This window comes from Nonomuraea sp. C10 (genome assembly GCF_008017515.1).
GTDB lineage: Bacteria > Actinomycetota > Actinomycetes > Streptosporangiales > Streptosporangiaceae > Nonomuraea > Nonomuraea ferruginea.
In genome coordinates, this window is the sequence record NZ_VPFF01000001.1 from 5,497,179 (window position 1) to 5,521,901 (window position 24,723).

General features: G+C 71.8%; 22 protein-coding genes. 15 read left to right on the forward strand and 7 right to left on the reverse strand.

Features of this window, described 5'->3' with window-relative positions; genetic code table 11:
- Positions 1–53: 53 nt before the first annotated feature.
- The 4 genes from FR742_RS25220 to FR742_RS25235 all read left to right on the forward strand — a co-directional run bounded on the left by FR742_RS25220 (position 54) and on the right by FR742_RS25235 (position 3,723).
- Positions 54–1,097: a winged helix-turn-helix domain-containing protein gene (locus FR742_RS25220; protein WP_261808732.1), complete on the forward strand. Its 1,044-nt coding sequence runs from the start codon at positions 54–56 to the stop codon at positions 1,095–1,097.
- Positions 1,098–1,450: 353 nt separating this feature from the next.
- The gene (locus tag FR742_RS25225) at positions 1,451–1,813 is read left to right on the forward strand and encodes a nuclear transport factor 2 family protein (protein WP_261808733.1); all 363 of its coding nucleotides are present in this window, start codon (positions 1,451–1,453) and stop codon (positions 1,811–1,813) included.
- Positions 1,814–2,009: 196 nt separating this feature from the next.
- The gene (locus FR742_RS25230) at positions 2,010–2,381 is read left to right on the forward strand and encodes a hypothetical protein (RefSeq protein WP_222709052.1); all 372 of its coding nucleotides are present in this window, start codon (positions 2,010–2,012) and stop codon (positions 2,379–2,381) included.
- Positions 2,382–2,766: 385 nt separating this feature from the next.
- Complete coding sequence (locus FR742_RS25235; RefSeq protein WP_148033228.1) at positions 2,767–3,723, forward strand: TIGR01777 family oxidoreductase; 957 nt, start codon at positions 2,767–2,769, stop codon at positions 3,721–3,723.
- Positions 3,724–3,870: 147 nt separating this feature from the next.
- On the opposite strand, the gene FR742_RS25240 is transcribed toward FR742_RS25235, so the two are convergent.
- The gene (locus tag FR742_RS25240) at positions 3,871–4,434 is read right to left on the reverse strand and encodes a TetR/AcrR family transcriptional regulator (protein WP_148033229.1); all 564 of its coding nucleotides are present in this window, start codon (positions 4,432–4,434) and stop codon (positions 3,871–3,873) included.
- Positions 4,435–4,520: 86 nt separating this feature from the next.
- Between FR742_RS25240 and FR742_RS25245 the strand changes: the two genes are divergently transcribed.
- The 6 genes from FR742_RS25245 to FR742_RS25270 all read left to right on the forward strand — a co-directional run bounded on the left by FR742_RS25245 (position 4,521) and on the right by FR742_RS25270 (position 10,342).
- Positions 4,521–5,462, forward strand: coding sequence for a TIGR03620 family F420-dependent LLM class oxidoreductase (locus FR742_RS25245; RefSeq protein ID WP_148033230.1), 942 nt, complete (start codon positions 4,521–4,523; stop codon positions 5,460–5,462).
- Between the two features lie 126 nt (positions 5,463–5,588).
- Positions 5,589–6,173: a DinB family protein gene (locus FR742_RS25250; protein WP_148033231.1), complete on the forward strand. Its 585-nt coding sequence runs from the start codon at positions 5,589–5,591 to the stop codon at positions 6,171–6,173.
- Between the two features lie 358 nt (positions 6,174–6,531).
- Positions 6,532–7,149: a TetR family transcriptional regulator gene (locus FR742_RS25255; RefSeq protein ID WP_148033232.1), complete on the forward strand. Its 618-nt coding sequence runs from the start codon at positions 6,532–6,534 to the stop codon at positions 7,147–7,149.
- A complete protein-coding gene (locus tag FR742_RS25260) occupies positions 7,146–7,346 on the forward strand; it encodes a ferredoxin (RefSeq protein ID WP_148033233.1) in 201 nt (66 codons plus the stop codon). The genes FR742_RS25255 and FR742_RS25260 overlap by 4 nt, the downstream gene beginning before the upstream one ends.
- Before the next feature lies 1 nt (position 7,347).
- A complete protein-coding gene (locus tag FR742_RS25265; RefSeq protein WP_148033234.1) occupies positions 7,348–8,616 on the forward strand; it encodes a cytochrome P450 in 1,269 nt (422 codons plus the stop codon).
- Positions 8,617–9,220: 604 nt separating this feature from the next.
- Complete coding sequence (locus FR742_RS25270; protein WP_148033235.1) at positions 9,221–10,342, forward strand: cobalamin-independent methionine synthase II family protein; 1,122 nt, start codon at positions 9,221–9,223, stop codon at positions 10,340–10,342.
- On the opposite strand, the gene FR742_RS25275 is transcribed toward FR742_RS25270, so the two are convergent.
- Positions 10,339–11,718 (reverse strand): pyridoxal-dependent decarboxylase, encoded by a 1,380-nt coding sequence (locus FR742_RS25275; protein ID WP_148033236.1) that lies wholly within the window; start codon positions 11,716–11,718, stop codon positions 10,339–10,341. The genes FR742_RS25270 and FR742_RS25275 overlap by 4 nt on opposite strands.
- Positions 11,719–11,830: 112 nt before the next feature.
- Between FR742_RS25275 and FR742_RS25280 the strand changes: the two genes are divergently transcribed.
- Together FR742_RS25280 and FR742_RS25285 are read left to right on the forward strand one after the other, a co-directional pair.
- Positions 11,831–12,712 carry a class I SAM-dependent methyltransferase gene (locus FR742_RS25280; protein WP_148033237.1) on the forward strand — a complete coding sequence of 294 codons (882 nt, stop codon included), beginning with the start codon at positions 11,831–11,833 and terminating at the stop codon, positions 12,710–12,712.
- Between the two features lie 216 nt (positions 12,713–12,928).
- The gene (locus tag FR742_RS25285) at positions 12,929–14,566 is read left to right on the forward strand and encodes a WD40 repeat domain-containing protein (RefSeq protein WP_148033238.1); all 1,638 of its coding nucleotides are present in this window, start codon (positions 12,929–12,931) and stop codon (positions 14,564–14,566) included.
- Positions 14,567–14,831: 265 nt separating this feature from the next.
- Here FR742_RS25285 and FR742_RS25290 read toward each other — a convergent pair whose 3' ends face one another.
- Both FR742_RS25290 and FR742_RS25295 read right to left on the reverse strand, forming a co-directional pair.
- Positions 14,832–16,115 (reverse strand): PHB depolymerase family esterase, encoded by a 1,284-nt coding sequence (locus tag FR742_RS25290; protein ID WP_148033239.1) that lies wholly within the window; start codon positions 16,113–16,115, stop codon positions 14,832–14,834.
- Between the two features lie 136 nt (positions 16,116–16,251).
- Positions 16,252–17,727: a PucR family transcriptional regulator gene (locus FR742_RS25295; protein ID WP_148033240.1), complete on the reverse strand. Its 1,476-nt coding sequence runs from the start codon at positions 17,725–17,727 to the stop codon at positions 16,252–16,254.
- Positions 17,728–17,852: 125 nt separating this feature from the next.
- Between FR742_RS25295 and FR742_RS25300 the strand changes: the two genes are divergently transcribed.
- Positions 17,853–19,127, forward strand: coding sequence for an MFS transporter (locus FR742_RS25300; protein ID WP_261808734.1), 1,275 nt, complete (start codon positions 17,853–17,855; stop codon positions 19,125–19,127).
- Between the two features lie 18 nt (positions 19,128–19,145).
- A complete protein-coding gene (locus FR742_RS25305; protein ID WP_148033242.1) occupies positions 19,146–20,774 on the forward strand; it encodes an amidohydrolase in 1,629 nt (542 codons plus the stop codon).
- On the opposite strand, the gene FR742_RS25310 is transcribed toward FR742_RS25305, so the two are convergent.
- Genes FR742_RS25310 through FR742_RS44700 form a run of 3 tightly spaced genes read right to left on the reverse strand, consistent with a single transcriptional unit; the run spans position 20,741 to position 23,672 of the window.
- The gene (locus FR742_RS25310; RefSeq protein ID WP_148033243.1) at positions 20,741–21,430 is read right to left on the reverse strand and encodes a response regulator; all 690 of its coding nucleotides are present in this window, start codon (positions 21,428–21,430) and stop codon (positions 20,741–20,743) included. The genes FR742_RS25305 and FR742_RS25310 overlap by 34 nt on opposite strands.
- The gene (locus tag FR742_RS25315) at positions 21,400–22,521 is read right to left on the reverse strand and encodes a hypothetical protein (RefSeq protein WP_148033244.1); all 1,122 of its coding nucleotides are present in this window, start codon (positions 22,519–22,521) and stop codon (positions 21,400–21,402) included. The genes FR742_RS25310 and FR742_RS25315 overlap by 31 nt, the downstream gene beginning before the upstream one ends.
- The gene (locus FR742_RS44700) at positions 22,518–23,672 is read right to left on the reverse strand and encodes a sensor histidine kinase (RefSeq protein ID WP_187281296.1); all 1,155 of its coding nucleotides are present in this window, start codon (positions 23,670–23,672) and stop codon (positions 22,518–22,520) included. Before FR742_RS44700 ends, FR742_RS25315 begins: the two co-directional genes overlap by 4 nt.
- A gap of 237 nt (positions 23,673–23,909) precedes the next feature.
- Here FR742_RS44700 and FR742_RS25325 point away from each other — a divergent pair, with 237 nt between their 5' ends.
- Positions 23,910–24,620, forward strand: a complete 711-nt coding sequence (locus tag FR742_RS25325; protein WP_148033245.1) for a SpoIIE family protein phosphatase — start codon at positions 23,910–23,912, stop codon at positions 24,618–24,620.
- Positions 24,621–24,723: the final 103 nt, after the last annotated feature.

Consider the following 24,723-nt stretch of genomic DNA (forward strand, 5'->3'; position numbering starts at 1 on the left):
AGATGATGGAATCGTCAGTCCGCGCGCTATTGATTAAGCAGAGGACGAATCGGATGGGCCTTGAGCTGACGTTCACCGCACAGGATGCGGCCAATGTCCGTTTCGCGGCTTCTCCTCTGTGGGAGGTCGTCGCCAGCGTGCGGGTGGTGAAGGATCCGGCCGCGCATGCCGTACTGAAGCCCTGGGCCGAACGGGTGCGGCGGCGGCTCGCCGATGTCGACTGGCGGTTGCTGTCCGACCTGGTGCCGGTGCCGACGATCTCGATCGTCGGCTTCGTCTGCCCGCCGCCCTCAACCTCCGTGCCCGACCTGGAGGTCGAGCTGGCCGGGATGGCGGCGATGGCACCCCTGGTTCAGGAGGGTCTCGACGTCTGGGACGGTCCGCGCACCCGAGCACTCCAAGAGCTCTACGCCGACCCCGTGGGCGGCCTCGAACGGCTGGCCGAGGAGATCCGCAGCTACTGGCAAGCGGCCATCGCGCCCTACTGGCCGCGCGTACGGGCCCTGCTCGAAGGCGATGTGCTCTACCGCGCCAGGTTGCTGGCCGAGGGCGGCCTGCGGCGCATGCTCAGCGACCTTGACCCCGCCGTGACGTGGGAGGGAGAGACACTGCGCCTGCCCAAGACGGTCTGCGAAGGTGTGCGCCCGCTAGGCGGCCTGGGACTGTTGCTTGTGCCATCGGTGTTCACCTGGCCGCGTGTCTTCTCCATCACGACCCCGCCCTGGCAGCCCACGATCCGCTACCCCCCGCGCGGCGTCGCGACGCTCTGGGAGCACCGCGAGAGCGACCCGCCACAGGCGCTGGCCGCCGTGCTCGGCCGGACCCGCACCCGACTGCTGGCCGAACTCGACCAGCCCGCCTCGACCAGGGAACTGGCCGCCCGCCTCGACCTGTCGGAACCAGGCGCGAACCAGCACCTCACCGCTCTCCGCAGGGCCGGATTGGCCAGCGCGCACCGCACGGGGAGATATGTGCTCTATGCCCGTACGGCCGTCGCCGAGACGCTACTCGCCGGCGACGCGAGTCCCATACCGAGCGGTCACGAGTACGAACGGGCGGGAATCGCCGAAGTCCTCGACCCACCCCGCGCCCACTGACGACCAGGCCCCGAACCTCCTGCGATACACGTGCCTACTGACATCTCTGGTGCCGTACTGACATCTGCAAGGCCGTCAGACAACTGTCTGGAAGCAGGCAGTAACCAGCCGAAGATCGACTGTCGCTGACGTCGAAGGTTTGATGCCCCGGCCGTGCAAGCCGGGGCATCTCGGCTCCAGCGGCTGGCCGGGAGCGGGTGTCCCGCGAGCCGTGTGGCGAGGGGTGAAGTCCTGCCGGGGTTCGAACCCGACACCCGCTCACCGACGATCGGAGTCCCTGGATCGGACTGCGAAGATCAGCCGAGCGTGAACGTCCCGGCGCGGATACGGCGCCGGCTGGGAGGGTGGACCTCATGATGGAGGACTTGCGGGACGCCGAGCGCCGACTCCAGGCCGCGCAGCTCGCTGGAGATGTCGAGGCGCTGGATCGGCTGCTGGATGATCGGCTGATCTTCACCTTCGGTGGGAACGTCGCGACCAAGGCGGACGACCTGGAGCTGCACCGCACTCGGACGCAGGTGATGACGAAGGTGGCCGAGGAGGAGTTGACCGTGCTCGCCGATGGGCACACCGGGGTGACGTGGTTTCTCGGCACCGTCGAAGGGACCGTCTCCGGTGCGCCGTTCGCGGCCAGGATGCGCTACACCCGTACGTGGCTGTACGACGAGACGCACGGCTGGCGAATCATCGCCGTGCACGCCGGCACGACCGATTGACATCACCGACACGTTGTCCGACGACCGGCCAGCCGGATGGTCGCCGGCGAGGTTCGACCGCCCCGGGGGCGGGCCGACGCTGGAAACCAGGCCATCCCGGCAAGATCAAGGACTAGATCTTGGTATCCCGGCTCCGGCCCGTGCACGAAAGGATCAAAGCAAGAGGTCCATGCGACCGACGTTAGATCATGAGGGCATGGTCAAGAACCTCTCCCTGCTCCTGGCTGGACTTCTCGCCGGTGTCGCGATCATGCTTGCCGGTCAGTGGCCGAGGGCGGAGGTGGTGTACCGGAGCGAGCAGCCCTCCACCGTGACGTACGAGGACGACTCGGCGCACCACCTGGGCCTGATCCGCAGGGACACGCTGTTCGGGGACGCGACACACCTGCTGGTCGTCGGCCGCGACCCCGGCTTCGGATACGGCCACTGGGTGAACGTCCACACGTCCGTCATCGACGCCGGCAAGGAGATCGCGGAGACGGCGTGGACGCCGGAGGGGGTACGGGTACGCTTCATGAGCGGGCACGAGTTGTTCGTCCCGGCTCGATACTTCCTCCACGGCCGCTGAGCGGGTCAGGACAGCGTCGGCGGCTCGGCGGGGCCGGCGTCCGGCAGCGGCTCCACCTGCGGCAGGCGGGCGACCATCGTCCACGGCGGGCGTCCGTTCCACTCAACTCCGATGGCCCGCTGTCATGTCCACTTCCAGATGGCGTGACGGACTGTCATCTTCAAGGCCGCCAGAAAACGCTGTCTGGACGCGGCGATGGTGTCTGCTGCAGCCTGACCGAAGCGTGGACGAGCCGACCAGGCGGCGCTCACGATGGGGCACGTGGTGATGTGAGACCCCGGTGTGTCACAAGCAACGGTGGTTCCCCGGGTCGCGGCAATGAGCCCCATTGAACGTGTTCAGCCAGCCGCGCTAGGCTCGTCCCACTCACCTTGGGGGAAGCCGGATGAAAGTCGTGACATCCGGGGGGACCGGGCAAGTAGGCACCATTCTCAGTCGTGCGCTGACCGCCGCAGGCCATGACGTGGTGATCCTGACCAGGCGGCCCGTGCGCGATCGCGACGTCCGGTGGGATGCCGAGACCCTTGGCCCATGGGCGAAGGAACTCGACGGCAGCGACGTCGTGATCAACCTGGCTGGACGCAGTGTCAACTGTCGCTACACACCGGACAATCTGCGGGCGATGATGGATTCGCGGGTGCATTCCGCCCGGGTGATGGGTGAGGCGGTCGCGGCCGCCTCACGGCCTCCCCAAGTCTGGTTGCAGATGAGCACCGCCACCATTTACGCCCACCGCTTCGACGCCCCCAACGATGAGGTGACCGGCGTGCTCGGCGGCACCGAACCGGGCGTGCCAGGCTACTGGGCTTACAGCGTTGAGATCGCGAAAGCGTGGGAGCGCGCGCAGAAGCAAGCCGAGACCCCGCACACGCGCAAGGTCAGCATGCGCGCTGCCATGGTGATGAGCCCCGATCGTGGCGGCGTCTTCGACGTCTTGCTGCGGCTCGTGCGCCTCGGACTTGGCGGCCCGGTCGCCGGCGGCGCGCAGTACGTGTCCTGGATCCATGACCGCGACTTCGTCCGCGCCGTCGAGTTCCTGATCGACCGGGACGACCTCGCCGGGCCGGTGAACCTCGCCGCTCCCGTTCCTTTGCCGCAACGCACGTTCATGCGCGTGCTGCGCGCCGCGCGGGGCGTCCCGGTAGGCCTGCCCGCAACAAAGTGGATGGCCGAACTCGGCGCGTTCGCACTGCGCTCGGACACTGAACTCCTCTTGAAGAGCCGCCGCGTCGTTCCCGGCCGCCTACTCGAAGCGGGCTTCGCCTTCGACTACCCGCAGTGGCCTGAGGCCGCCGACGACCTCGTGCGCCGCCTGCGCGGCGGGCCTGGATCCACCATGTGAGCCTTCGGCTTCTCCAGCGACTTCGTGGCCGCCGACCGCCGGGCCAGGGCGTCATCATCTCCCGAGCCGAACCGGGGCTTGGCGCTGAGCCGCTGTAACCGTCACCAGGCGCGCCGCTGCACCCGGCGGCCTCGTCGATGATGCGATTCAGCGTGGGCGCAGGCCCTCGAAGAGCAGGTCGAGGAGGCGTTCGGCGGTGTCTGGCGGGGCGGTCGTCTCGTTGACCCAGGCGACGGCCGTAGCCATCTCGATGAGTTCGGAGCCGGTCAGGTCGGTTCGTGCCTGGCTGCGGGCTTGTGCGTGGCGCAGCAACTCGGTGGCGGCCTGTTCGACGGCCAGGCAGCGGGCGCCCAGCGGGCCCTCCCCCGTGCGCGTTGCCCGCGCGTAACTGGTGGCGATCCCGCGGTACCGGGTGATGTGCCGCACGAGGGCGGAGACCCACTCACGCAGGATGTCTCGCGATTCCGGCTCGTCGAGCAGTTCGATGGCCAGCGCGGCGAGGCCGTCCAGGCTTTGACCGACGATTTCGGCCGTCAGCGCTTCCTTGTCGGGAAAGTGGCGCCACAGCGTGCCCGGTCCCACACCCGCGCGGCGGGCGATGTCGTTCATCGCGGCCGTGTCGACGCCGACCTCGTCGAAGAGCGCAGTCGCCGCCTCGATCAGACGAGCTCGGTTGCGGCGCGCGTCACTGCGTCGGGGGCTTCCGGTCATCACGTCGTTCCCTCTCCCGGTTGTAACGGAGTGGCGCTCCGGTATTATCCGGAGCGATACTCCGGATTCTAGCGAGGAGCTCGTTCATGAAGTCGACGCTGCCGTTCATCGGCGCAGTGGGACTGTGGGTGCCCGGCATGGACCTACGGTCACCGACTGCGGCCGCCGAGGTCGCCGCCGAGGTCGAGACTCTCGGCTACCGCGCGCTGTGGCTGAGCGAAGGGCTGGTCCGTGACCCGTTCATGGAGGCGTCCACACTGCTGAACGCCACCCGTTCACTGATCGTGGGAACGGGCATCGCGGTGATCTGGGGGCGCCACCCCCGAGTGATCAGGTCGCAGTCGCGGGCGCTGCTCGACGCTCATCCCGGCCGGTTCGTGCTGGGGCTCGGCACGTCCCACGCCCGGCTGGTCGAGGGCGTGCTGGGCCTGCGCTACGAGCGGCCTCTGACGAAGCTGCGCGAACACCTCGACCACTTGGACGAGCCCGATCCCCTACTCGAACTGGCCGCGGTCGACAACGGTCCGGCGCCCCAGGCACCCCGGGTGCTCGCCGCGCTGGGCCCCCGGGCCCTCGAACTGGCGCGGGACCGGTCTGCCGGCGCGTTCTCCTACCTGGTCACGCCGGAACACACAGCCCATGCCCGCGCGGTGCTGGGGCCGGACCGTGCCCTGATCGTCGAACAAGCCGTGGTGACCGGAGTGAGCGCCGACGAGGCGCGGGCCAGGGCGCGCGCCCACATCGCCGGCTACCTTCCCGGCGCACCGTACCGGGCGAGCTGGCAGCGGCTCGGGTTCGACGACGCCGACTTCGCCGATGGCGGAAGCGATCGCCTGGTCAACGCGCTGGTGGCGATCGGCGACGATGAGATCATGGCGCGGGTCAGCGCTCACCTGGCAGCAGGTGCCGACCATGTGTGCCTTCAGGCGCTGCCCACCGATCCGGTCACCCTCCCACTCGACCAGTGGCGTCGGCTCGCACACCTCACGTGGCGCTCGGCCGGTTCCGCCGCCGTCCCGATCAACTGAGAGGCACTCCCACAGGCGGTGCTTCGACGCGTGTCCGCGATGTGGCCGTGAGCGATGGTTGACGGAGCCGACGCCAGGCAGCTCGCAACCTGAGCCCACCGGCGCAGCCTGACAGAATCGTGAGCCATGATCGACGATTTCGCGAAAGACAATCTGCACGGGAGACTGCGGCGGGACCGCGAGGCGTTGCTCTGGAAACTCGACGGCTTGTCCGAATACGACGCCCGCCGACCTCTGACAGCGACCGGGACCAACCTCCTCGGCCTGGTCAAACACGTGGCCAGCGTCGAGGCCCGGTACTTCGGCGAGGTCTTCGACCGCCCATCCCCGGAACCCCTGCCTCGGTGGCAGGACTCCGACGGCAGCGACCTGTGGGCGACCGAGGACGAGACCCGCGATCAGATCATCGGGTTCTATCGGCGCACGTGGGAACACTCGGACGCGACGATCGACGAGCTTCCCCTCGACGCCCCCGGCCACGTGCCGTGGTGGCCGGAGCCTTATCCCAACACGAACCTGTTCGCCGTCATGGTCCATGTCCTCGGCGAGTCCAACCGGCATGCCGGGCACGCCGACATCCTGCGCGAAGGCCTCGACGGCCGGACCGGGATGCGCCCCGAACACGAGAAGCAGATCGACGAGGAAGCCCGCGCCGCCTACCGCGCGAAGATCGAGCAGGTCGCCAGGGCGGCCGCGCCAATGAAGGCTTAACCACAGTCGCGCCACCGTGGCCCCGCCAAGGGTGGGAGCCACGGTTCATCTCCGCCCCCCACCAGCAAGATCACTTAAACGCCAGAACTCTCATTCCCCCAACGATCGTTCACAACCCATGCGATCAGAAGCATGCTCGGTGTCAGCGCGGTGCCGTCGCGAAGAGAAGGCGGTTGGCACTGGTGTAGCCGTGTTCGCGTTCGGGCCATGCGATGCGGGAGGACATCTCCGGTGGGCCTGCTGTCAGGTCCTCTGACATCCCCCGTGCCTGTCTGCCATCTGCGAGCGCGTCAGACAACAAGGAACCGGCGAGCGGGCACCCGTTGACGAATCAAATGAACGGTCTTTTAATTCGTGCATGGGGCGTATCGCCGGTGTCACCGCCGCCGAGACCCGTGAGCGGCTGCTCCGGGCGGCCGCTGAGGTGTTCGCGGAGCGCGGGTACGACGGGACCCGGGTGGCCGACATCGCCGCCGCGGCGGGGGTGAGCAACGGCGCGCTCTACGCCCACTTCGGCTCCAAGGCGGAGCTGCTGGTGGCGGCGCTGCGGGCGCACGCGAGCCGGATGCTGGCCGACCTGCTCGCCGACGATCCGGACCGGTCGGCGACCGAGCTGCTGCTGGCCATCGGGCGCCGGCTGCCCCGCCGCCGCGACGCCCCCGGCTACCTTCTCGTGGAGGCGCTGGTCGCCGCGCGCCGCGACCCGGACGTGGCCACGCCCACGCGCGACTACGTCGGCGAGCGCGCCGACTGGATCGCCGGGCTGGTGCGCGTCGCCCAGGGTGACGGCGAGCTCGACCCGGCGCTGTCGCCGGAGGCTCTGGCCCACTTCTGTTTCCTGCTCGCGATCGGCAGCGCGCTCGTCCCGCCGGACCTGCACGCGGTGGACGAGGCGGAGTGGGCCGCGCTGCTCTCCCGCGTCGTCCACGGTCTCGCGCCCGCCGAAGACACCATAAAAAGGGATTCGACACCGTGAAAGTTCAGATCAACCCCGAGCGCTGCCAAGGTCACGGCCGTTGTTACGACATCGCGCCCGGTCTGTTCGGCGAGGACGACGAGGGTTACGGGACGGTCATCGGCGACGGCGTCGTGCCGCCGGGCGAGGAACGTACGGCCCGTCTGGCGGTCTCCAACTGCCCGGAGAACGCGATCACCGTATCGGAGGAGGCTTGACATGAGCGTCGACGACCGCTTCACCCGGGACTTTCGCGAGGAGGAGGACGAGGCCCTCGGCACCCGCAGCGAGATCATCACCGGTCCCGTCGAGGACTGGGCGACGGACTTCTCGCACCTGGAGCCGGAGTGGGCGGCGGACCCGTACCCGATCCTGGACGACCTGCGGCAGCGCTGCCCGATCGCGCACACCGGCCGGTTCGGCGGCGGCTGGCTGCCGACCCGGTACGAGGACGTGGCGGCCGTCGCGTACGACACCGAGCTTTTCTCGTCGCGGTCGATCGTCATGAGCAACTTCCGGCCGCCGCGAGAGCTCGCGCCGGTGGGCGGCACCCCGCCGATCTCCTCCGACCCGCCGTTCCACCACGACGCGCGCAAGCTGCTGCTGCCCGCGTTCACCAAGACCGCGGTGTCGAGGCGGGAGGCGGCGGCGCGGGCGTACTGCCACTCGCTCATCGACGCGTTCGAGGGCCGCGACGTGGTGGACGCCGCCGCCGACTACGCGCAGCACATCCCGATCCGGGTCATCTCGGACATGCTTGGCTTCCCGCCGGAGGACGGGCCGCGGTTCCGGGTGTTCATCGAGAACGTGCTCGAAGGCGTCAACCTGCCGCCGGAAGAGCGCATGGCCAACTTCCAGGAGCTCTTCGACTACCTGTACGCGCAGATCCGCGATCACCTGGACAACCCGCGCGACGACCTGACCACGTACCTGATCGACGCCGAGCTGTACGGGCAGAAGCTCCAGCCGGAGCACGTGTCCGGCACCATGGCGCTGCTGCTCATCGCCGGCATCGACACCACGTGGAGCGCGATCGGCGCGTCGCTGTGGCACCTGGCGAAGACCCCCGCCGACCGTGAGCGGCTGGTGGCCGAGCCGGGGCTGCTGCCGACGGCGATGGAGGAGTTCCTGCGGGCGTACGCGCCGGTCACGATGGCGCGGCTGGTCAAAGAGGACATGACCTGGCAGGGCGTGGACATGAAGGCGGACGACTGGATCCTGCTGTCGTTCCCGTCGGCGAACCGTGATCCGGAGCAGTTCGACCGGGCGGGCGAGGTCGTCATCGACCGCGAGGTCAACCGGCACGCGGCGTTCGGTCTCGGGATCCACCGCTGCGTGGGCTCCCACCTGGCCCGGATGGAGCTGCGGGTGGCCCTGGAGGTGTGGCTGGAGCGGATCCCGTCCTTCTCGCTGGCCGACCCGGAGGCGGTGCGGTGGGCCTCGGGCCAGGTGCGCGGGCCGCGCTCGCTGCCGGTCCGCATCGGCTGAGGGCCGGTGCCCCGCGGTTCTCGCCACGACTCAGAGGATGACGTAGCGGAGGGCTGAACGCGTTGTCCCAGGCGGCGTTCTCGGCCCGGCCGTGACCAAGGGCCGCGATCCGGTGCGCGTGGCCGCGCCAGTAGGAGTCGGTGTGGGACATCGCGGGTTGGCGGTTGGTCGACACGCTGATGGAGGAGATGCGGTCGTTGACATTGGTGCCGTCTCGGCGGTCGCGCAGCGAGCGCTCCCAGCTCCACCTCTTCAGGTCGGTGACGTGCCGCATCGCTTCGGCGGCGGGCACGGGGATCAGCCGGTCGCGGGCCTCCGCCTCGCACCCTCCCGGAGCGACGGCGGCGCCGGGACGCCCGGTGCTGTCGGCCGCGGCGAGGTAGCCCGGGTCCCGTCCAAGGCCACGTTTCAGCTCCCCCTCAAGCCCCCGAGTGGATCTCCCCCGATCCACAGCTTGTGCCAGGAGGTGAAGATGAGGCCACACCATTGCGTCCTGACGAAAAGGCGCAGATGAGGACGCGATCTCGTGGGAACGGGTGGACGATCCGGGGCTGCGGGCGGAAAGTGGTGGCGGACGCTCCACCTGACGGACCGGGAGGAACGCATGCCCACCACCCATCACGCCGAGCACGTCGGAAGCCTTCTGCGGCCGCCCGAGCTGCTGCGGGCCCGTGAGGCGCACCGGCGCGGCGAGCTGAGCGAGGAGACCCTCGCGAAGCTGACGGAGGACGCGGCGCTGGCCGCGATCGACCTGCAGCGCGAGGCCGGGATCGAGGTCTTCACCGACGGCGAGATGCGGCGGGCGACCTGGATGGCCGGCCTGCTGGAGTCGCTCGGCGGAGTGGTGCCGGCCGAGGTGACGAACTCGGCCTGGTTCAGGGGCGACGGTCAGCCGGTGCCGCCCGACGAGACCTCCTTCGACATGGTGGCCGCGAACGCCCGGCTCACCCAGAAGAAGCACCTCACCGCCGCCGAGGCCGACTTCCTGGGGCGGCACGCGCCCGGCCCCTTCAAGATCACTATGATGAGCTCGTCCATGGGGAACCTGCTGTGGCGGCCGGAGATCAGCGCGGACGCGTACCCCGACCCCGGCGCGATGATGCGCGACCTGGTCGCGTTGCGGATCGAGGAGATCAGGAAGCTCATCGGGCTCGGCGTGCGGTGGATCCAGCTCGACTCGCTGGGCTACAACTTCGTGATCGACCCCGGGTTCCGCATGCGGATGTTCGGAGCCGCCGCCCCTCCCCCGGAGGTGCTGCTGGACGCCACGATCGCGGTGGACGCCGAGGTGGTCCGCGCCACCAAGGCGATCAACCCGGACGTCACGGTCGGCATGCACATCTGCCGCGGCAACAACCGCAGCGCCTGGATGTCCAGCGGCGGCTACGAGCCGGTCGCCGAACGACTGTTCGGCGAGGTCCCGGTGGACCGGTTCCTGCTGGAGTACGACACCGAGCGGGCCGGCGGCTTCGAGCCGCTGCGGTTCGTGCCCCAGGGGACCACGGTCGTGCTCGGGCTCGTCTCGTCCAAGGTGCCGGTCCTGGAGTCACCCGACGAGCTGCGCCGCCGCATCGACGAGGCCGCCGCGTTCGTGCCGCCGGAGGATCTGGCGATCAGCCCGCAGTGCGGGTTCGCCTCCACCTCCAGGGGCAACCTGCTCACCGTCGACGACCAGCGGCGCAAGCTGGAGCTGGTCGCGCGGACGGCCCGGCTGGTGTGGGGTTAGCCGGCCACCCGTGCCAGCGCCTCGGCCACCCGTTCGACGTCGGCCTCGGTCGTACGCCAGTTGGAGAAGGCGGCGCGCAGGGCGGGCACGCCCGCGTACACGGTGGGGGTGACGAACGCCTCGCCGGACGCGGCGACCGCCCGCGCCACCTCGTCGGCGCGGGACGGGTCCGCGGCGACGGTGAAGCAGACGACGTTGAGCCGTACCGGGGCGAGCAGCCGGTAGGCGGGCATGGCGGCCAGCCGCTCGCCGAGCCGGGCGGCGAGCGCGACGTCACGCCGGACGATCTCCGCGTGGCCCTCGCGCCCGTAGGCGGCGAGCGTGAACCAGGCCGCCAGCGCCCGCAGCCGCCGCGAGTTCTCCGGGGTCAGGTGGACGAAGTCGGGGTCGTCGCCGACAGCGCCGAGGTAGGCGGCGGAGTTCTGGAAGACCCGCGCCTGGAGGTCGCGGCGGCGGGTGAGCTGGACGGCGCTGTCGTACGGGACGTTCAGCCATTTGTGCAGGTCGACGCAGATCGAGTCGGCCTCGCCGAGCCCGTCGACCAGGTGGGCGTGCTCGGGTGAGAGGGCGGCGAAGGCGCCGAAGGCGGCGTCCACGTGCAGCCAGAACGGGTGCCGCTCGCGCAGCGCGGCGATGGCCCGCAGGTCGTCGTAGTCGACGGTGTTGACCGTGCCGGCGTTCGCCACCACGATCGCCGGCTCCCCGTCCAGCTCGCGCAGCGCCTCGGCGAGCCGGTCCACGTCGACCGCCTCCCTGCCGGGCAGCGACTCGACCCGCCGCAGCGCCGAGCGGCCGAGGCCGAGCACGGACAGCGCCTTGCCGATGCTGGAGTGCGGGCTGCCGGACAGCACCCGCACCGGGCCGAGCTCGGCGAGCCCCTGCTCCGCGACCGAGACGCCGCGCCGCTCGCCGATCCACTCGCGGGCGACGGCCAGTCCGGTGACGTTGGACATGGTGGCGCCGCTGACGAACGCGCCCTCGTACGCGACCGGCAGGCCGAGCAGCTCGCGCAGCCACGAGACCGTCTCACGCTCCAGGCCCGCGGCGGCCGAGTCGAGGTCGCCCACCACGTTCTGGTCCAGCGCACCGGTCAGCCAGTCGCCCGCGAGCGCGGCGGGGGTGCTGCCGCCGGTGACGAACCCCAGGTAGCGGGGGCCCGCGCTGGCCGAGAAGCCGGGCTCCCAGCGCCGCGCGAACGCCTCCAGCGCACCGCGCGCCCCCTCGCCGCGCTCCGGCAGCGCCACCGGCTCGCGCCGCCCTGGCGGCGGCGCCACCGGCCGCTCCGCCAGCCCTTCCAGGAGGCGTACGGCGTGCTCCTGGGTTTCCTTGAGCAGGTCGGGCAGCTGTACGAGATCGTCGTCGAGTCGCGGGTCCATGGCCCCAGCGTAGGGACGGGGCCGCCGGGAGTATCCGGCCAATCACCGGCAAGTGGCCCGGAAAGGATAATCCGTGGCGGTCTCCGGAGGCTGGGGCTTAGCGTGGCGGGCGATGATTCACGAAAGTCCCCTGGGATACCTGCTCGGCATCGAGGGCATGGCGCTGCTGCGGGCCTTCACCGGCGCGCACGGGCGCGAGTTCACCGAGGCGCGCATCGCCGAGATCCGGAAATTTCTGGATGACCCGCGGTTGGCCGACGCCGCCGTGGACGTCGCCCGCGTGGACCCCGTCGCGGGCTACCGCATCTGGTCGGCCACCTACGACGGCCCCAACGCGGCCTTCGACCTCGACGAGCCGATCCTCCACGAGATCCTCGGCGCGATCCCGGCGGGCGAGGCCCTGGACGCGGCGTGCGGCACCGGCAGGCTCACGGCCCTGCTCGCCGGGCACGGCCACCGCGTGCGGGGCGTGGACAGTTCGCCGGAGATGCTGGCGCTGGCACGGAAGAAGGCGCCCGGCCGCGAGTTCCTGCCCGGCGACCTGGACCGGCTGCCGGTCGCCGACGACGCCGTCGACCTGGTCACCTGCTCGCTCGCGCTGACGCACGTGCCCGCACTCGGGCCGGTGCTGGCCGAGTTCGCCCGGGTGCTGCGGCCGGGCGGGCACGTGGTGCTCTCCGACATCCATCCGGACAGCGTGGCGCGCGGCGTGGTCCCGCCCGTGCGCCTGCCGGACGGCAGCCCCGGCCGCGTGACCACCTACCGGCACGGCATCGGCGACTACCTGCGCGCCGCCCTGGCCGCCGGCCTGCGCCCGCGCCGCTGCGAGGAGCTGACGCCGGAGCCGGACGACGGCCCGCCGCCCGCCCCCGCCGAGGCGCTCGGCCCGTGGGACGTGTGGCCGTGGGTGCTGACCGACCTGGCCCCGGAGGCGGCCAGGGCGGCGAGCGCCGGCCTGTCCTCGATGGTCATCTGGCACTTCCAGGCGGACTGACGACCCTCCTGGCCCGGCGGGGGTCCGCTAGCGTTACCGCCGTTGACGTCGAGTCATGGTGGTGACGGAGATGGCGCGGAGAAGCGGGTCCATGGCCCCACCGTAGAGACGAGGACGCCAGGGGCCGGGCCCAGAAATCGATCTTGACTGGAGACGTGCCCTCTGGGTTGATCAAGGCGTTGCGTTTTCCCTCTTCTGTCACGAGCGGAGATCCACATGCGCTTCTTACCCGCGAACCGTCGCGGACTCGCCCCATCCGTCTTCAGCGGCCTGCTGGCCATGACCTGCGGCCTCCTCGTCGCTCTGGCACCCCCGGCCACCGCCGAGGACTCCATAACCGACCTCGGCGTAAGCAGTAACTATGGCGACCTGGTGGTCGGAGGCGACAGAGTCGCTGTCTCCGCCGACGATCGCATCGTCATCGCGGACACCACTGGCGAGATCGAGGGCGTTGTCACCGGCCTCCCCGGCGTGTTCGGCCTGGCTATGACGGCTGACGGCACCCACCTGTACGCGGCGCTGCCGGGCTCGAACGAGGTAGCCGAGATCGACACCGCGACCCGGGAGATCACTCGACGCATCGACCTCGCCGATTACCCGTGCCCGTCGAGCCTGGCACTCACCGGTGAGCGGCTGTGGGTCGGCTACGGTGGCTGCAGCGGTGACAACGGTGTCCTCGGTCTCGACATGTCGGTGGCAGAGCCGGAGCCGTCGCCGTTCGGAAATCCTCTCCCGGTGAGCCCGCTCATCGCGGCGGCGGGGAACACGTTGGTTGTCGGCGAGGGCGTGGGCAGTCCGGCCGACCTTTTCGTCTACGACCTGAGCGGCGCCGTTCCCCTCCTGCTCGGCGAGATCGACGGGCACACCCACGGCAACTCCAGGCTGGCGGATGTGGCCGTCACTCCGGACGGCTCGCACGTGATCTCCGCCTTCGCGGTCCCGTACTCGTTCGACATGTGGGATGCCACCACATTGACGAAGGTACGCGGCTACGAAGGGCCCGCGTTCGACGGCTTCCCGACAGCCGTCGGCATCAGCTCTGACGGGGCCTACATCGCGGGCGCACGGGACTGGGGCACGGCGATGACGCTGTACGACACCGCCTCAGGGGCGAAGGTCCACACCGAGAACATCCCTGAGGGCGAGGTGCTCAGCGGCAGTGTCGCGTTCTCGGGCCGGGACGTCTTCAGTGTGGTGAAGTCGCCCACGAACCAGCTGAGCCTGTGGCGGCTCCACGATGTGACGCTGCCTTCGTCCACGCTGACATTGGCGGCCGCGCCCGGCGGGACGGCGCGCGAACCCCTCGACCTGACAGGACAGCTGGCATTCGCCGACGGGACGACACCGGGCGTGCGACCGCTCACCGTGACTCGCACACTGCCCGACGGAACGAGCGCGGAACTGTCCGCCGTGACGACCACGGCGGACGGTACCTTCACCATCACGGACACGCCACCGGTCGGGGGGCAGATCACCTATACCGTGCGCTGGGAGGGCGGCGCGGGGCATCGGTGGAGCAAAGCCTCGGTCACCACCGCCGTGAGGTATGGCACCACGCTGACGCTGGCGGGGCCGACGAGCGGGGTCGCCGGCAAGACGCTGGTGTTCACCGGTGAGTTGCAGGCAGAGGGGACCACCCCGCCGTACAGGGTTTGGATCACCGTCCAGCGCACCCGTAATTCCGACGGCGATTCCGTCGAGTGGTGGGAGTCCATCAACAGTTTCGGGTCGTACGCGTTCGAGGACGTCCCCGACGCCGGTGAGTACACCTATACCGTGCGATGGGCAGGCGACAACCGAACCGGAGCGGCGCAGTCCAGCCAGGTCGTCACGGTGCACGAGCCGGACGAGTGACCGGGGGACACCCGGGCAGCCGGCGTTCCCGGGGTCCTTGCCGCCCGACCACGAACGGAAGACCCACAAGCCGGCCCGGGCGGGATAACGGGCCGAGGCGGCCGCACACCGCCGGGCCCTCGATCGCCCGCTGCACCGGCGGTCGAGGGCCCGGACGGCTCCCGGAGATCGCGCCTGCCGCCTGTCCGGCCGGCGCGCGGGTCACCCCCGGTGGTGATCCGCGCGCCGCCTCGCCGGGCGGTCATCCTCCTGGCGTCCCGGGGACTCACTGGACCGCGCAGGCGGCCCCGTTCAGGGTGAAGGCGGAGGGTTTCGCGGTGTTGCCGGTGTGGGTGGCCTGGAAGCCGAAGGTGACCGTGGCGTTGGGGGCGATGGTGCCGTTGTAGGGCGCGTTGGTGGCCGTGACCTGGCCGCTCGACGGCGTGATCGTGGTGTTCCAGGCGCCGGTGATCGTCTGGCCGGCGGGCAGGGTGAAGGCCAGCGACCAGGCGGTGACGGGCGAGGTGCCCCTGTTGGTGATGGAGACGGCGGTCGTGAAGCCGGTGTTCCAGGTGTTCATGGTGTAGCCGACCTGGCAGGGTCCCGAGACGGTGGGCGTGATGGTGGGTGTGGAGGTGGGGCCGCCGCCGGAGTCGAGGCCGAAGAAGCGGATGGTCTCGGCGGCCATCCCGCCTCTGGGCAGGTCGTGGCCGGCGCCCTGGAGGCTGATCGCCTCGACGGGGGCCGTGCCGCCCGTGCCGCCGTAGCGGGTGCGGGTGTAGCCGGCCTGCGGCGTGTCGGTGGAGGACGGCGTCTGGCCCAGGCCGTGGACGTTCGTCCACTGCTTGGTCTGCTCCTGGAAGTTGGGGTAGCGCAGCGTGCTGTCCTCGGTGCCGTGCCAGATCTGCATGCGCGGCCGGGGGCCCGCGTAGCCGGGGTAGGCGGCGCGGACGAGGTCGCCCCACTGCTGCGGCGTCCTGACGATCTGCCCGTTGGCGCACTGGCTGTTCCAGCTCGACCCGTCGGTGGTGGCGAAGCAGCCGAACGGGACGCCCATGTAGGCGGCGCCGGCCTTGAACACGTCGGGATAGTCGCCGAGCAGCACGTTGGTCATCATCGCGCCGGAGGAGACGCCGGTGACGAAGGTGCGGTCCGGGTCGCCGCCGTGGCGCTGATGGACGTACCGGACCATGGACATGATGCCGACGGGGTCGCTGCCGCCGTCGCGCCGCAGCGCCTGCGGCGAGGAGACGTCGAAGCAGGCCCCGCTCCTGGTGGCCGACGGGTAGACGACGATGAACTTGTGCCGGTCGGCCAGCGAGGCGAACTCGGTGCCGGAGTGCAGGGCGGGGCCCGAGCCGGTGCAGTAGTGCACGGCCAGCAGCACCGGCGGCCGCGACCCCACGCCGTCGGGCACGTACAGGTGCATCCGCAGGTTGGTGGGGTTGGTCCCGAATCCGGTGACCTCCACCAGCTGGGCCGACGAGGCCGGGGCGGCGAGGACCAGGCCGAGGACGGCCAGGAGGGCGGTGGCGACCGCGGCTCCGGCTATACGGTGACGTGCTCTCATCCGCGCCTCTCCCATCGGGGGGTCGAAACATTTCGATGGTGAGCCGAAATTTTTTGTCGAGCAACCGGCGGCGCGCCCGCCCTCAGCAGGTCAGCCCTCTGACATGCGCAGACGATCTAGCAACGGCGAGAAACTTTCATGGCCGGCCCGGCGGGACCAGGTCGGCGAGCGACAGCGCCAGCCAGATCTGCAGCCGGTGGTCCGGATCGGACAGCGGGCGGCCGGAGACGCGCTCGGCGGCGGCGAGCCGGCGGCGCAGCGTGTTGCGGTGCACGCCCAGGCGGCGGGCGGCGGTCTCCAGGTTCTCCCCCGACTCCAGGTAGGCGCGCACGGACGCGATCAGGTCACCGCCGTGCCGCTCCTCGTGCTCGCGCAGCGGGCGGAGCACCGCGGCGGCGAAGCGGCCGGCGGCGTCCGGCACGATCGCCTCCCGCAGCAGCGCCCACGGCTCCAGGTCGTCGACGTGGGTGTAGCCGCCGAGCGCGGCGAGCCCGGCCGCGTGCCGGACGGCGGCGGGCAGCTCGTCCAGGCGGTGCGCCCGGCAGCCGCCGCCCGCGGCGCCGAGCAGGCCGCACAGGTCGCCGCCGCGCCGCCGCCCGTCCTCGGGCAGCACGAACAGCGTGCCCTCGGGCCGGGCGCAGACGAAGGCGTGGGAGCCGGCCGCCACCTCTTCGAGCGCCTCGACGGCCGTCTCAAGGGCGGTCTCCTCCCGTACCAGCACGACCTCGTACGGGGGCGGCGCGACCTGGCACAGCTCGCCGAGCGCGGGTGCGGGCAGCACCCCGTCGAGCGCGGCCGACAGCAGCCGGCCGCGCTGGACGTGCTCCCTGACCCGGCCGGCCCGCACGCCGAGGAGTTCCAGGGCGAGCAGGCAGGCGGCCTGGTTGGCCAGCATCCGCACGTGCCAGTCCAGCGGCGAGGCGGTGCACACGGCCAGCCAGCCGATCGGCGGCCCGGCGAAGCCGAGGCTCTGCACCTGGACGGCCTGGATGCCGTCGTCGAGCACGCCGGCGCTGCGCGGGGCCGCGCGGCCGGCCGCCTCCACGGCGCGGGCGTGCCACGGCCGCTCCCCCTCCGGGCTGGCGGCGGCGGGCTCGGCGTGCGGGCCGAGCAGCAGCGCCTCGCCGCCGGCGTGCTCGGCCAGCGCGCGCAGGATGCCCGTCGTGCCCGAGGTCAGCGCGGCCCTGGCCGTCGCCTCCTGGGCGGCGACGACCTTCCGCTCGCCGCGCACCCGCTCGTCGGCGTGCCAGCGGGCGACCGCCTCGGTCACGGCGACGAACGGGGTGAGGATCTCCAGGACCGGCAGCCCGCACGAATCGGCCGCGTCCCGGACGTCGCGTGGCACCTCCGCCATCGCCTCGTCCAGCGCGAAGGCGAGCGCCGCGCAGCCCGCGACGGACAGCCGTTCGACGTACGCGCGCCGCCCCTCGGCGTCGCCGGGCAGGCCGAGCCCGATGGTCAGGACCAGCTCGCCGCCGCGCAGCCACGGCACCGGGTCGGCCAGCTCCGACACGTGCGCCCAGCGGACCTCCCGGCCCAGCCCCGCCCGTCCGGCGAGCAGGCGCATGCTCATCCCGGGCAGCGTCATCGCCTGGGCGACGGTCAGGGCCATGACGCATCCTCTGCAAGGTGCATACCGCACTCTAATTCATCGCCAACGGTGCGATTTGCCCCGGGGGCCGGTGCTGTGACCTGCGCATATCGTCATCGCACCCCCTGATGACCCCGGAGGACCCCATGAAACGCGCCAACAGAGCGGCCGGCGCCGCCTTCGTCGGGACCACGATCGAGTGGTACGACTTCTACATCTACGCCACAGCGGCCGCGCTGGTCTTCGGGGATCTCTTCTTCCCGAACGCGTCGAGCCCCACGGTCGCCCTGATGGCGTCGTTCGCCACCTACGCCGTCGGGTTCTTCGCCCGGCCGCTCGGCGGCATCGTGTTCGGACACTTCGGCGACCGCGTGGGCCGCAAGTCGGCGCTGGTGGTGACGCTGGTCATGATGGGCGCCGCCACCTTCGCGGTCGGCGTGCTGCCCACGTACGAGAGCATCGGCGCGCTCGCGCCGCTGCTGCTGGTGGTGCTCCGCTTCGTGCAGGGGCTGGCCGTCGGCGGCGAGTGGGGCGGGGCCGTGCTGATGGCGGTCGAGCACGCGCCGGAGGGCCGCAAGACGTTCTTCGGCGGGTTCGCCCAGCTCGGCAACCCGGCCGGCGCGCTGCTCGCGACCGGCGCGTTCAGCCTCATCACGCTGCTCGGCGACGACGTGCTGCACACGTGGGGCTGGCGGGTGCCGTTCATCGTCTCGGCCGTGCTGGTGTTCGTGGGCCTGTTCATCCGGCTCCGCGTCGAGGAGTCGCCCGTCTTCCAGAAGGTGGAGAAGGCCGCGACGCCGATCAAGGAAGTGTTCCGCCTCTCGTGGCGGTCGGTCCTGCTCGGCATCGGCACGCTGCCGGTCGCCATCGGCGGCTACTACATCCTCACCACCTTCCTGCTGGCGTACGCGACAGGCGAGTCGGTCGGCGCGTCCGAGCAGCTCATTCTCAGCGGTCTGAGCTTCGCCGCGTTCGTCGAGCTGGTGGCCACGCTGGCCATCGCCTGGGTGGGCGACCGGCTGGGCAGCCGCAAGGTCGTGGTCTTCTTCCTGGTGATCACCGCCGCGCTGGCCGTGCCGCAGTTCGCGGTGCTCGGCTCGCAGAACGCGTTCCTGATCTTCGCGATGCTGGGCCTGATGAGGCTGGCCACCTCGGGGACGTACGGGCCGATGGCGGCCATCCTGTCCGAGATGTTCCCGCCGCAGGTGCGCTACACCGGCATCTCGCTGGCCTACCAGGGCGCGGGCGCGATCTTCGGCGGCCTGTCCCCGATCGTCGCGACCGCCTTCGTGGGCGCGGCAGGCGGCGCGGCCTGGCCGGCCGTGGCGATGCTGGTCGGCATGTGCGCGCTGAGCGCGATCTGCCTGGCCGTGGCGCCCCGCTACCGCGACCCCGCCCCGGCCGCCCCGGCCACCCACTGATCCCGTAAGGAGAGTCGCGTGTCCACCATCGTCATCACCGGCGGCAAGGTCATCACCATGGACCCGGCGAACCCCGCCGCGGAGGCCGTGGCCGTGCGCGACGGCCGCGTCCTGGCCGTCGGGCGGGAGCCCGAGGTGCTGGCCGCGGCCGGGCCGGGCGCGGAGGTCGTGCTCGCGGGCGGGCGCAGCGTGCTGCCCGGGTTCGTCGACCCGCACAACCACCTGCTGTCCACGGCGGAGTCGCTGGTGGCGGTGGACGCCCGCTATCCGGGAGTGGGCAGCGCGCGGGACCTGGTGGCCAGGATCGCCGCCGAGGCGGCCAGGACCCCGGCCGGCCAGTGGATCCGCGCGTACGGCATGGACGACGCGAAGTTCCCCGGCGGCCGGCCCACCCGGCGGCAGCTCGACGAGGCCACCACCGACCACCCGGTGATCGTCTACCACGTCTCCGGGCACCAGGCCGTGGTGAACTCCGCGGCGCTGGCCTGGCGCGGCATCGGCGAGGACGTGGCCGACCCGGCGGGCGGCGCGTTCGTCAGGGACGAGGGCGGCCGGCTGACCGGGATGGTGCTGGACTCCGCCATGGAGCTGCTGCTGCCCGTGGCCGTCGACATCGGCTGCCACGGCCCGAACTTCCACGTCGACCTGCCGCGCGAGCAGCTGCGCTCCTGGCTGGAGATGTCCGCCGAACCGTACCTGAAGGCCGGCGTCACCACCGTGTGCGACCCGCAGGTGTCGCGCCGCGAGCTGGAGATCTACCGGTCCGCCTGGGACGCGGGCACCCTGCCGGTGCGCACGGTGGTCATGCCGCTGTCGCACATGCTCGACGAGCTGACCTCGATCGGCCTGGCGGGCCCGTTCGGCGACGACCGGCTGCGGTTCGGCGCGATGAAGTTCTACTGCGACGGCACGCTCCTGGGCGGCACCGCGATGTTCGACGAGCCGTACGGGGACGACTTCACCGGCACGCTCTACCACCGGCCGGAGGAGCTCGTCGACCTGGTGCGACGGGCCGCGTCGGCGGGCTGGCAGGTCGGCGTGCACACCCAGGGCGACCGGGCGATGGGCTACACGCTCGACGCGCTCAAGGCAGCGGTCGCGGTGTCCGGCGACGACGCCAGGCCGCGGATCGAGCACTGCGGCCACCCCACGCCGGCGCAGGTGCGCGAGTTCGCCTCACTCGGCGTCATCCCGGTCAACCAGCCGAACTTCCTGTACGACAGCGGCACCGACTTCGTGCGCCGGCTCGGCGACAGGAGGGCCCACCGGCTGCAGCCGATGCGCGAGGAGCTGGACGCGGGGCTGCGCCCGGTGCTGTCGAGCGACTCGTTCGTCTCCTCGCTGCGGCCCATGGAGACGGTGTCCAACGCGGTGCGGCGGCGGACCCGCGAGGGCGGGCCGATCGGCGCCGAGCAGGCCGTCACGCTGGAGGAGGCGCTGCGGGCGCACACCGTCGACGCGGCGTACGCGCTGCGCATGGAGGACGTGATCGGCTCGCTCGCCCCCGGCAAGCTGGCCGACGTGGTGGTGCTCGACGCGGACGTCCGGTCGCTGCCGGCCGACGAGCTGTCCGGCGTGGACGCGTGGCTGACCATGCTCGGCGGCCGGATCGCCTACCGGTCGGGACGGGCGGCCAGCGAGGTGTAGACGTCCACCTCCCCCGGGCTGATCAGGCCGTCCTGGATGGCGCAGATGAGCAGCTTCTCCTTGGTGGGGGCGGGCCGGCCGGCCGCCGCGTACTTGACCCTGGCCCGGTCGATGTACTGGCGCACGGTGCGCTCCTTGATGCCCATCCGGGCCGCCACGGACGCCTTGGACATGGACTGGAACCAGTAGAGGAGGGCCAGCCGCTCCTGGTCGGAGAGCTGGGGCCGGTGCGGGCTCTCGTCGGTGGCGATCGCCTGCGCCATCGGCGGGGTGACGCTGGGCCGGTCGGCGGCCACCTCCAGGATGGTCTCGACGCACGACTCGCGGGTGGCCCGCCCCTTGCCGATGAACGCGGAGGCGCCCGCGTCCAGCACGGCGCGGACCGTCTCCGGCTCCTCGTGCTCGGAGAAGACGATGATCCGCTGCCCGCCCTCGCACAGGTCGCCGATCCGGTCGACGATCATGGTGCCGTTGAGGTTGAGATCGAGCAGCAGCACGTCGGCGTGGACGCCGCGGACCGACTCGATGGTGGGCCCCTGGGCGACGAGCGTCACCGGGCCCGGCTGCCCGAACCAGGACCGGACGCCGTCGACCACCACCTGGTGGTCCTCGACCAGGGCGACCGTCACGGGGCCTGCCAGATGCTGTTGACCCATACCTCCCCTCCCTGCCGCTGGTAGGTGATGACGACCCCGCTCGCCTCGCGCACCGGCGCCGGGCTGACGGGCAGGTCGTCGTTGTCGGCCACGACGGCCACGCTCACCATGGTCGACATGGCGGACACGGTGACCCTGGCCCGCGACCTGGCCCCGTCCAGCGCCTGGAGCGGCACTCTGAGCAGGTCCTCGCGTACGCGGTCGGCCAGGTCGGGCAGCGTGCCGCCGAACGGCGGGACCGTCACCAGCACCTTGCGCCGCTCGGCGGCGTCGATGCGCTCGCGCAGCGCGGTGACGAGCGCGTCGGGCACGTCCTCGCGCTCGGTGATGAGGCGGCGCAGCCGCAGGGCGCCGGCCGTGCACTCCTCGCGGACCCGCGCGTCGCCGGGGTCGGCGCCGTCGGCGAGCCGCTCCAGCAGGTCCTCGGCCACGTCGCGGATGGCGGCGTATCGGCGCAGCCGGTCGGCGTGGATGCGCTGGGCGGACATCCGCCAGGCGTCGTCGGCGGCGAGCCGCCGCGCCAGCAGCGCCGCGTCCTCGGCGCTGGCGCGCAGCGCGTGGCAGCCGACGCTGTAGCCGAGCTGCAGGGTGATGCTGCCGGCCACGACCACCAGATACTTGGCGACCGAGACGCGGTCGAACGTGCCGGTGACGGCCATCGCGGCGAGCATGAGCCCGGCGTTCGCCGCCAGGAACGCGATGAGCTCGGCCCGCCAGCGCGGCCGGTTCCACAGCAGCATGACGCCGACCCAGCCGACCGAGCCCCACCCCCAGTCGATGGTGCCGAGCAGGTCGCGCGGGTGGCAGGCGAGCATGACCGCGACGTCCACGGCCAGCGTCGCGGCCACGAGCAGGCCCGTCCCCGCGGTGGACGGCTCGGCGCCGCGTAACAGGGCCACGGCGGCGACGGCCCCGACGGCGGTGTAGACCACCCAGGCGACGGCCGCGAGCACGGGCCAGCGGAAGTCGTGCCAGCCGGTGACCGTGACCGTCAGGTCGTAGCCGACGTGCCAGACGCCGGCGATGACCACGGCGCCGATCGCCGTGTAGCGGGCGTAGCGCCGCGCGACCTGCTCGATGTCGCCGGTCATGGCCGCCACCACAGGGTGACCCGGGTGCCGTCGCCGCCGGAGGTGATGTCGGCGCCGCCGTTGGGCAGGGCGCGCATGGTGTCGAGGATGGAGCCGCGCACGCCGAACCGGTCGGGCGGCAGCCGGTCGTGGTCGAAGCCGCGGCCGTGGTCGGCGACCTCCACGCGGATCTCGCCGCCGCTCCTGCGCGAGGTCAGCTCGGCCTCGCGCACGCCGGCGTGGCGCGCCACGTTGGACAGGGCCTCGGCGACGGCGCGGGCGAAGCTCTCGGCCACCTCGCCCGGCACGGTCTCGTGGGTGAGCCGCCTGCGCACCCGCAGCCCGGTGGCGCGCCCGGCCACCTCGTCGAGCAGCGCGTCCAGGGCGATGGGCACGCCTTCCCTGCCGGGGGTGTCGCGCAGCCGGTCGAGCGCGGACAGGTCGTGGGACGCCTGTTCGCGCAGCGTGGCCGAGGGCCCGTCGTAGGTTCCCAGCCCGACCATGGTGAGGGTGTGCAGGGACGTCTCGTGCACGCTGCCGACCTGCTTCAGCTCGTCCTCGCGGCGCAGCCGCTCGACCATGAGCGCGACGTCGGCCCTGGCGCTCTCCCGCAGGAAGCCGTCGGCGGAGGCGGCGGAGCGGCGCAGCAGCGTCATCAGCACCGCGATGGCCAGCACCTGGACGAGGTGGATGCCGAGCGAGACGGTCACGTCCTGCCCCGGGTCGGCGAGCCGCATCCCGGCCAGGTACGCCACCGCGACGACCAGGCCGGTGGGCACGGCCGCCGCGGGCCGCCAGACGACGGCGGGCACGATGATCGTCATCGTGACCAGCCCCGCGACCCAGCTCGCGCCGCCGGCCAGCGCCTCCCCTGCCACCAGGTGACGCTGCGCCAGGCAGAGCGCCACGGTGATCGCCACGTCGCCGGCCACGAGCCAGGCGGGCAGCCGCGTGCCGCGCCACATCCGCCACAGGAACAGGGCGGTCCAGCCGAGCTCCACCGCCAGGGCGGGCGCCAGCCAGGCCGCGGAGACGGGCGGGGCGGCCCCGAGCGCCGCGGCGACGGCCGCGACCAGGCCGACGACACCGCGCGCGCCGGCAGCGGTGCGCGCGGCGGTGCGCTCCAGCTGCCTGGCCGCCGAGTCGTAGCGCGTGGAACCGAGGTGAGCCATCGCCCGTCCGCCCGCGACGAGATCACAAGTCGGCACTCACGATAACGCACCGGGCGCGGGCGGGCCGGGTGCGCGGTCATGGATCGCATGGCAGCCTTCCTCGGGCCTGTCTCACCTTCGAACCTTCCACCGTCCGCGCCCTCTGCGGCATGACGGCTGATCGACCGTCATGCCACCCCGGGCGGGGCGGCGTGTACTGATCCGTGTCGCGATCACTGCGGCCGAGGGGGGACCTCAATGACGCTCATCTCGATCTCGATCCTGATCTCCTGCCTGTCGGTGATGGCGGTCCGTGGCAGGCGGGGGCCGTGGCCACCGGGCATTCCGGTGGCACGGCCGCGGCTGTCGGCAGCGGGCGGCACGTACGAGGGCTCGAACGGCCGTCCGTCCGACGTCTACGTGATCCAGGAGCGGCTGATCGCGGTGGCGGACGGAGGGGGGCGAGGCCGGCGCGGTCACACGGCGGCCGCGCTGGCCCTGGGCGCGGTGGTCGCGGCACGGCCGCAGACGGCCGGTACGGAAGAGGAGGATCTGGGCGGCTGCGCGCGGGCGGCCCGCGACGAGCTCTCCCTGGCGGAGCGGGCCACCGGCCTGGACCTGATCGTGCTCGACGCGGGCGAGCGCCCGCGCCTGCGCTACGCCCACGTCGGCGGCGGCGCGATCTGGTACTGCGCGAAGGGCGGGCGGCCGCGGCGGCTGACGACGCACGGGGACGGCCCGGTGGGGACGGCCGAACCCGAGGTCGGCAGCGTGCCGCTCCACCAGGGCGATCGCATCGTGGTGGTCACCAACGGCGTGGTCACGGCGCTCGGGGCGGAGCGGATGACCGCCCTGTTCGCCGACGGCCGGTCCCCGGCGTCCTGCCTGGATCAGCTGTACGACGAGATGTCGGTGGTGGAGCCGGAGGAGGACGCCACGGTGCTCGTCGCCGACTTCGTCACCGCGTGACGCGTTCCTTGCCCTGGTAGAGGCCGTACCCGAAGCGGACCCGGTAGGTCGCGCTACGGGCCGGCGGGCCGAGCGCCGACCGCACCGCATCGTCGCACAGCGC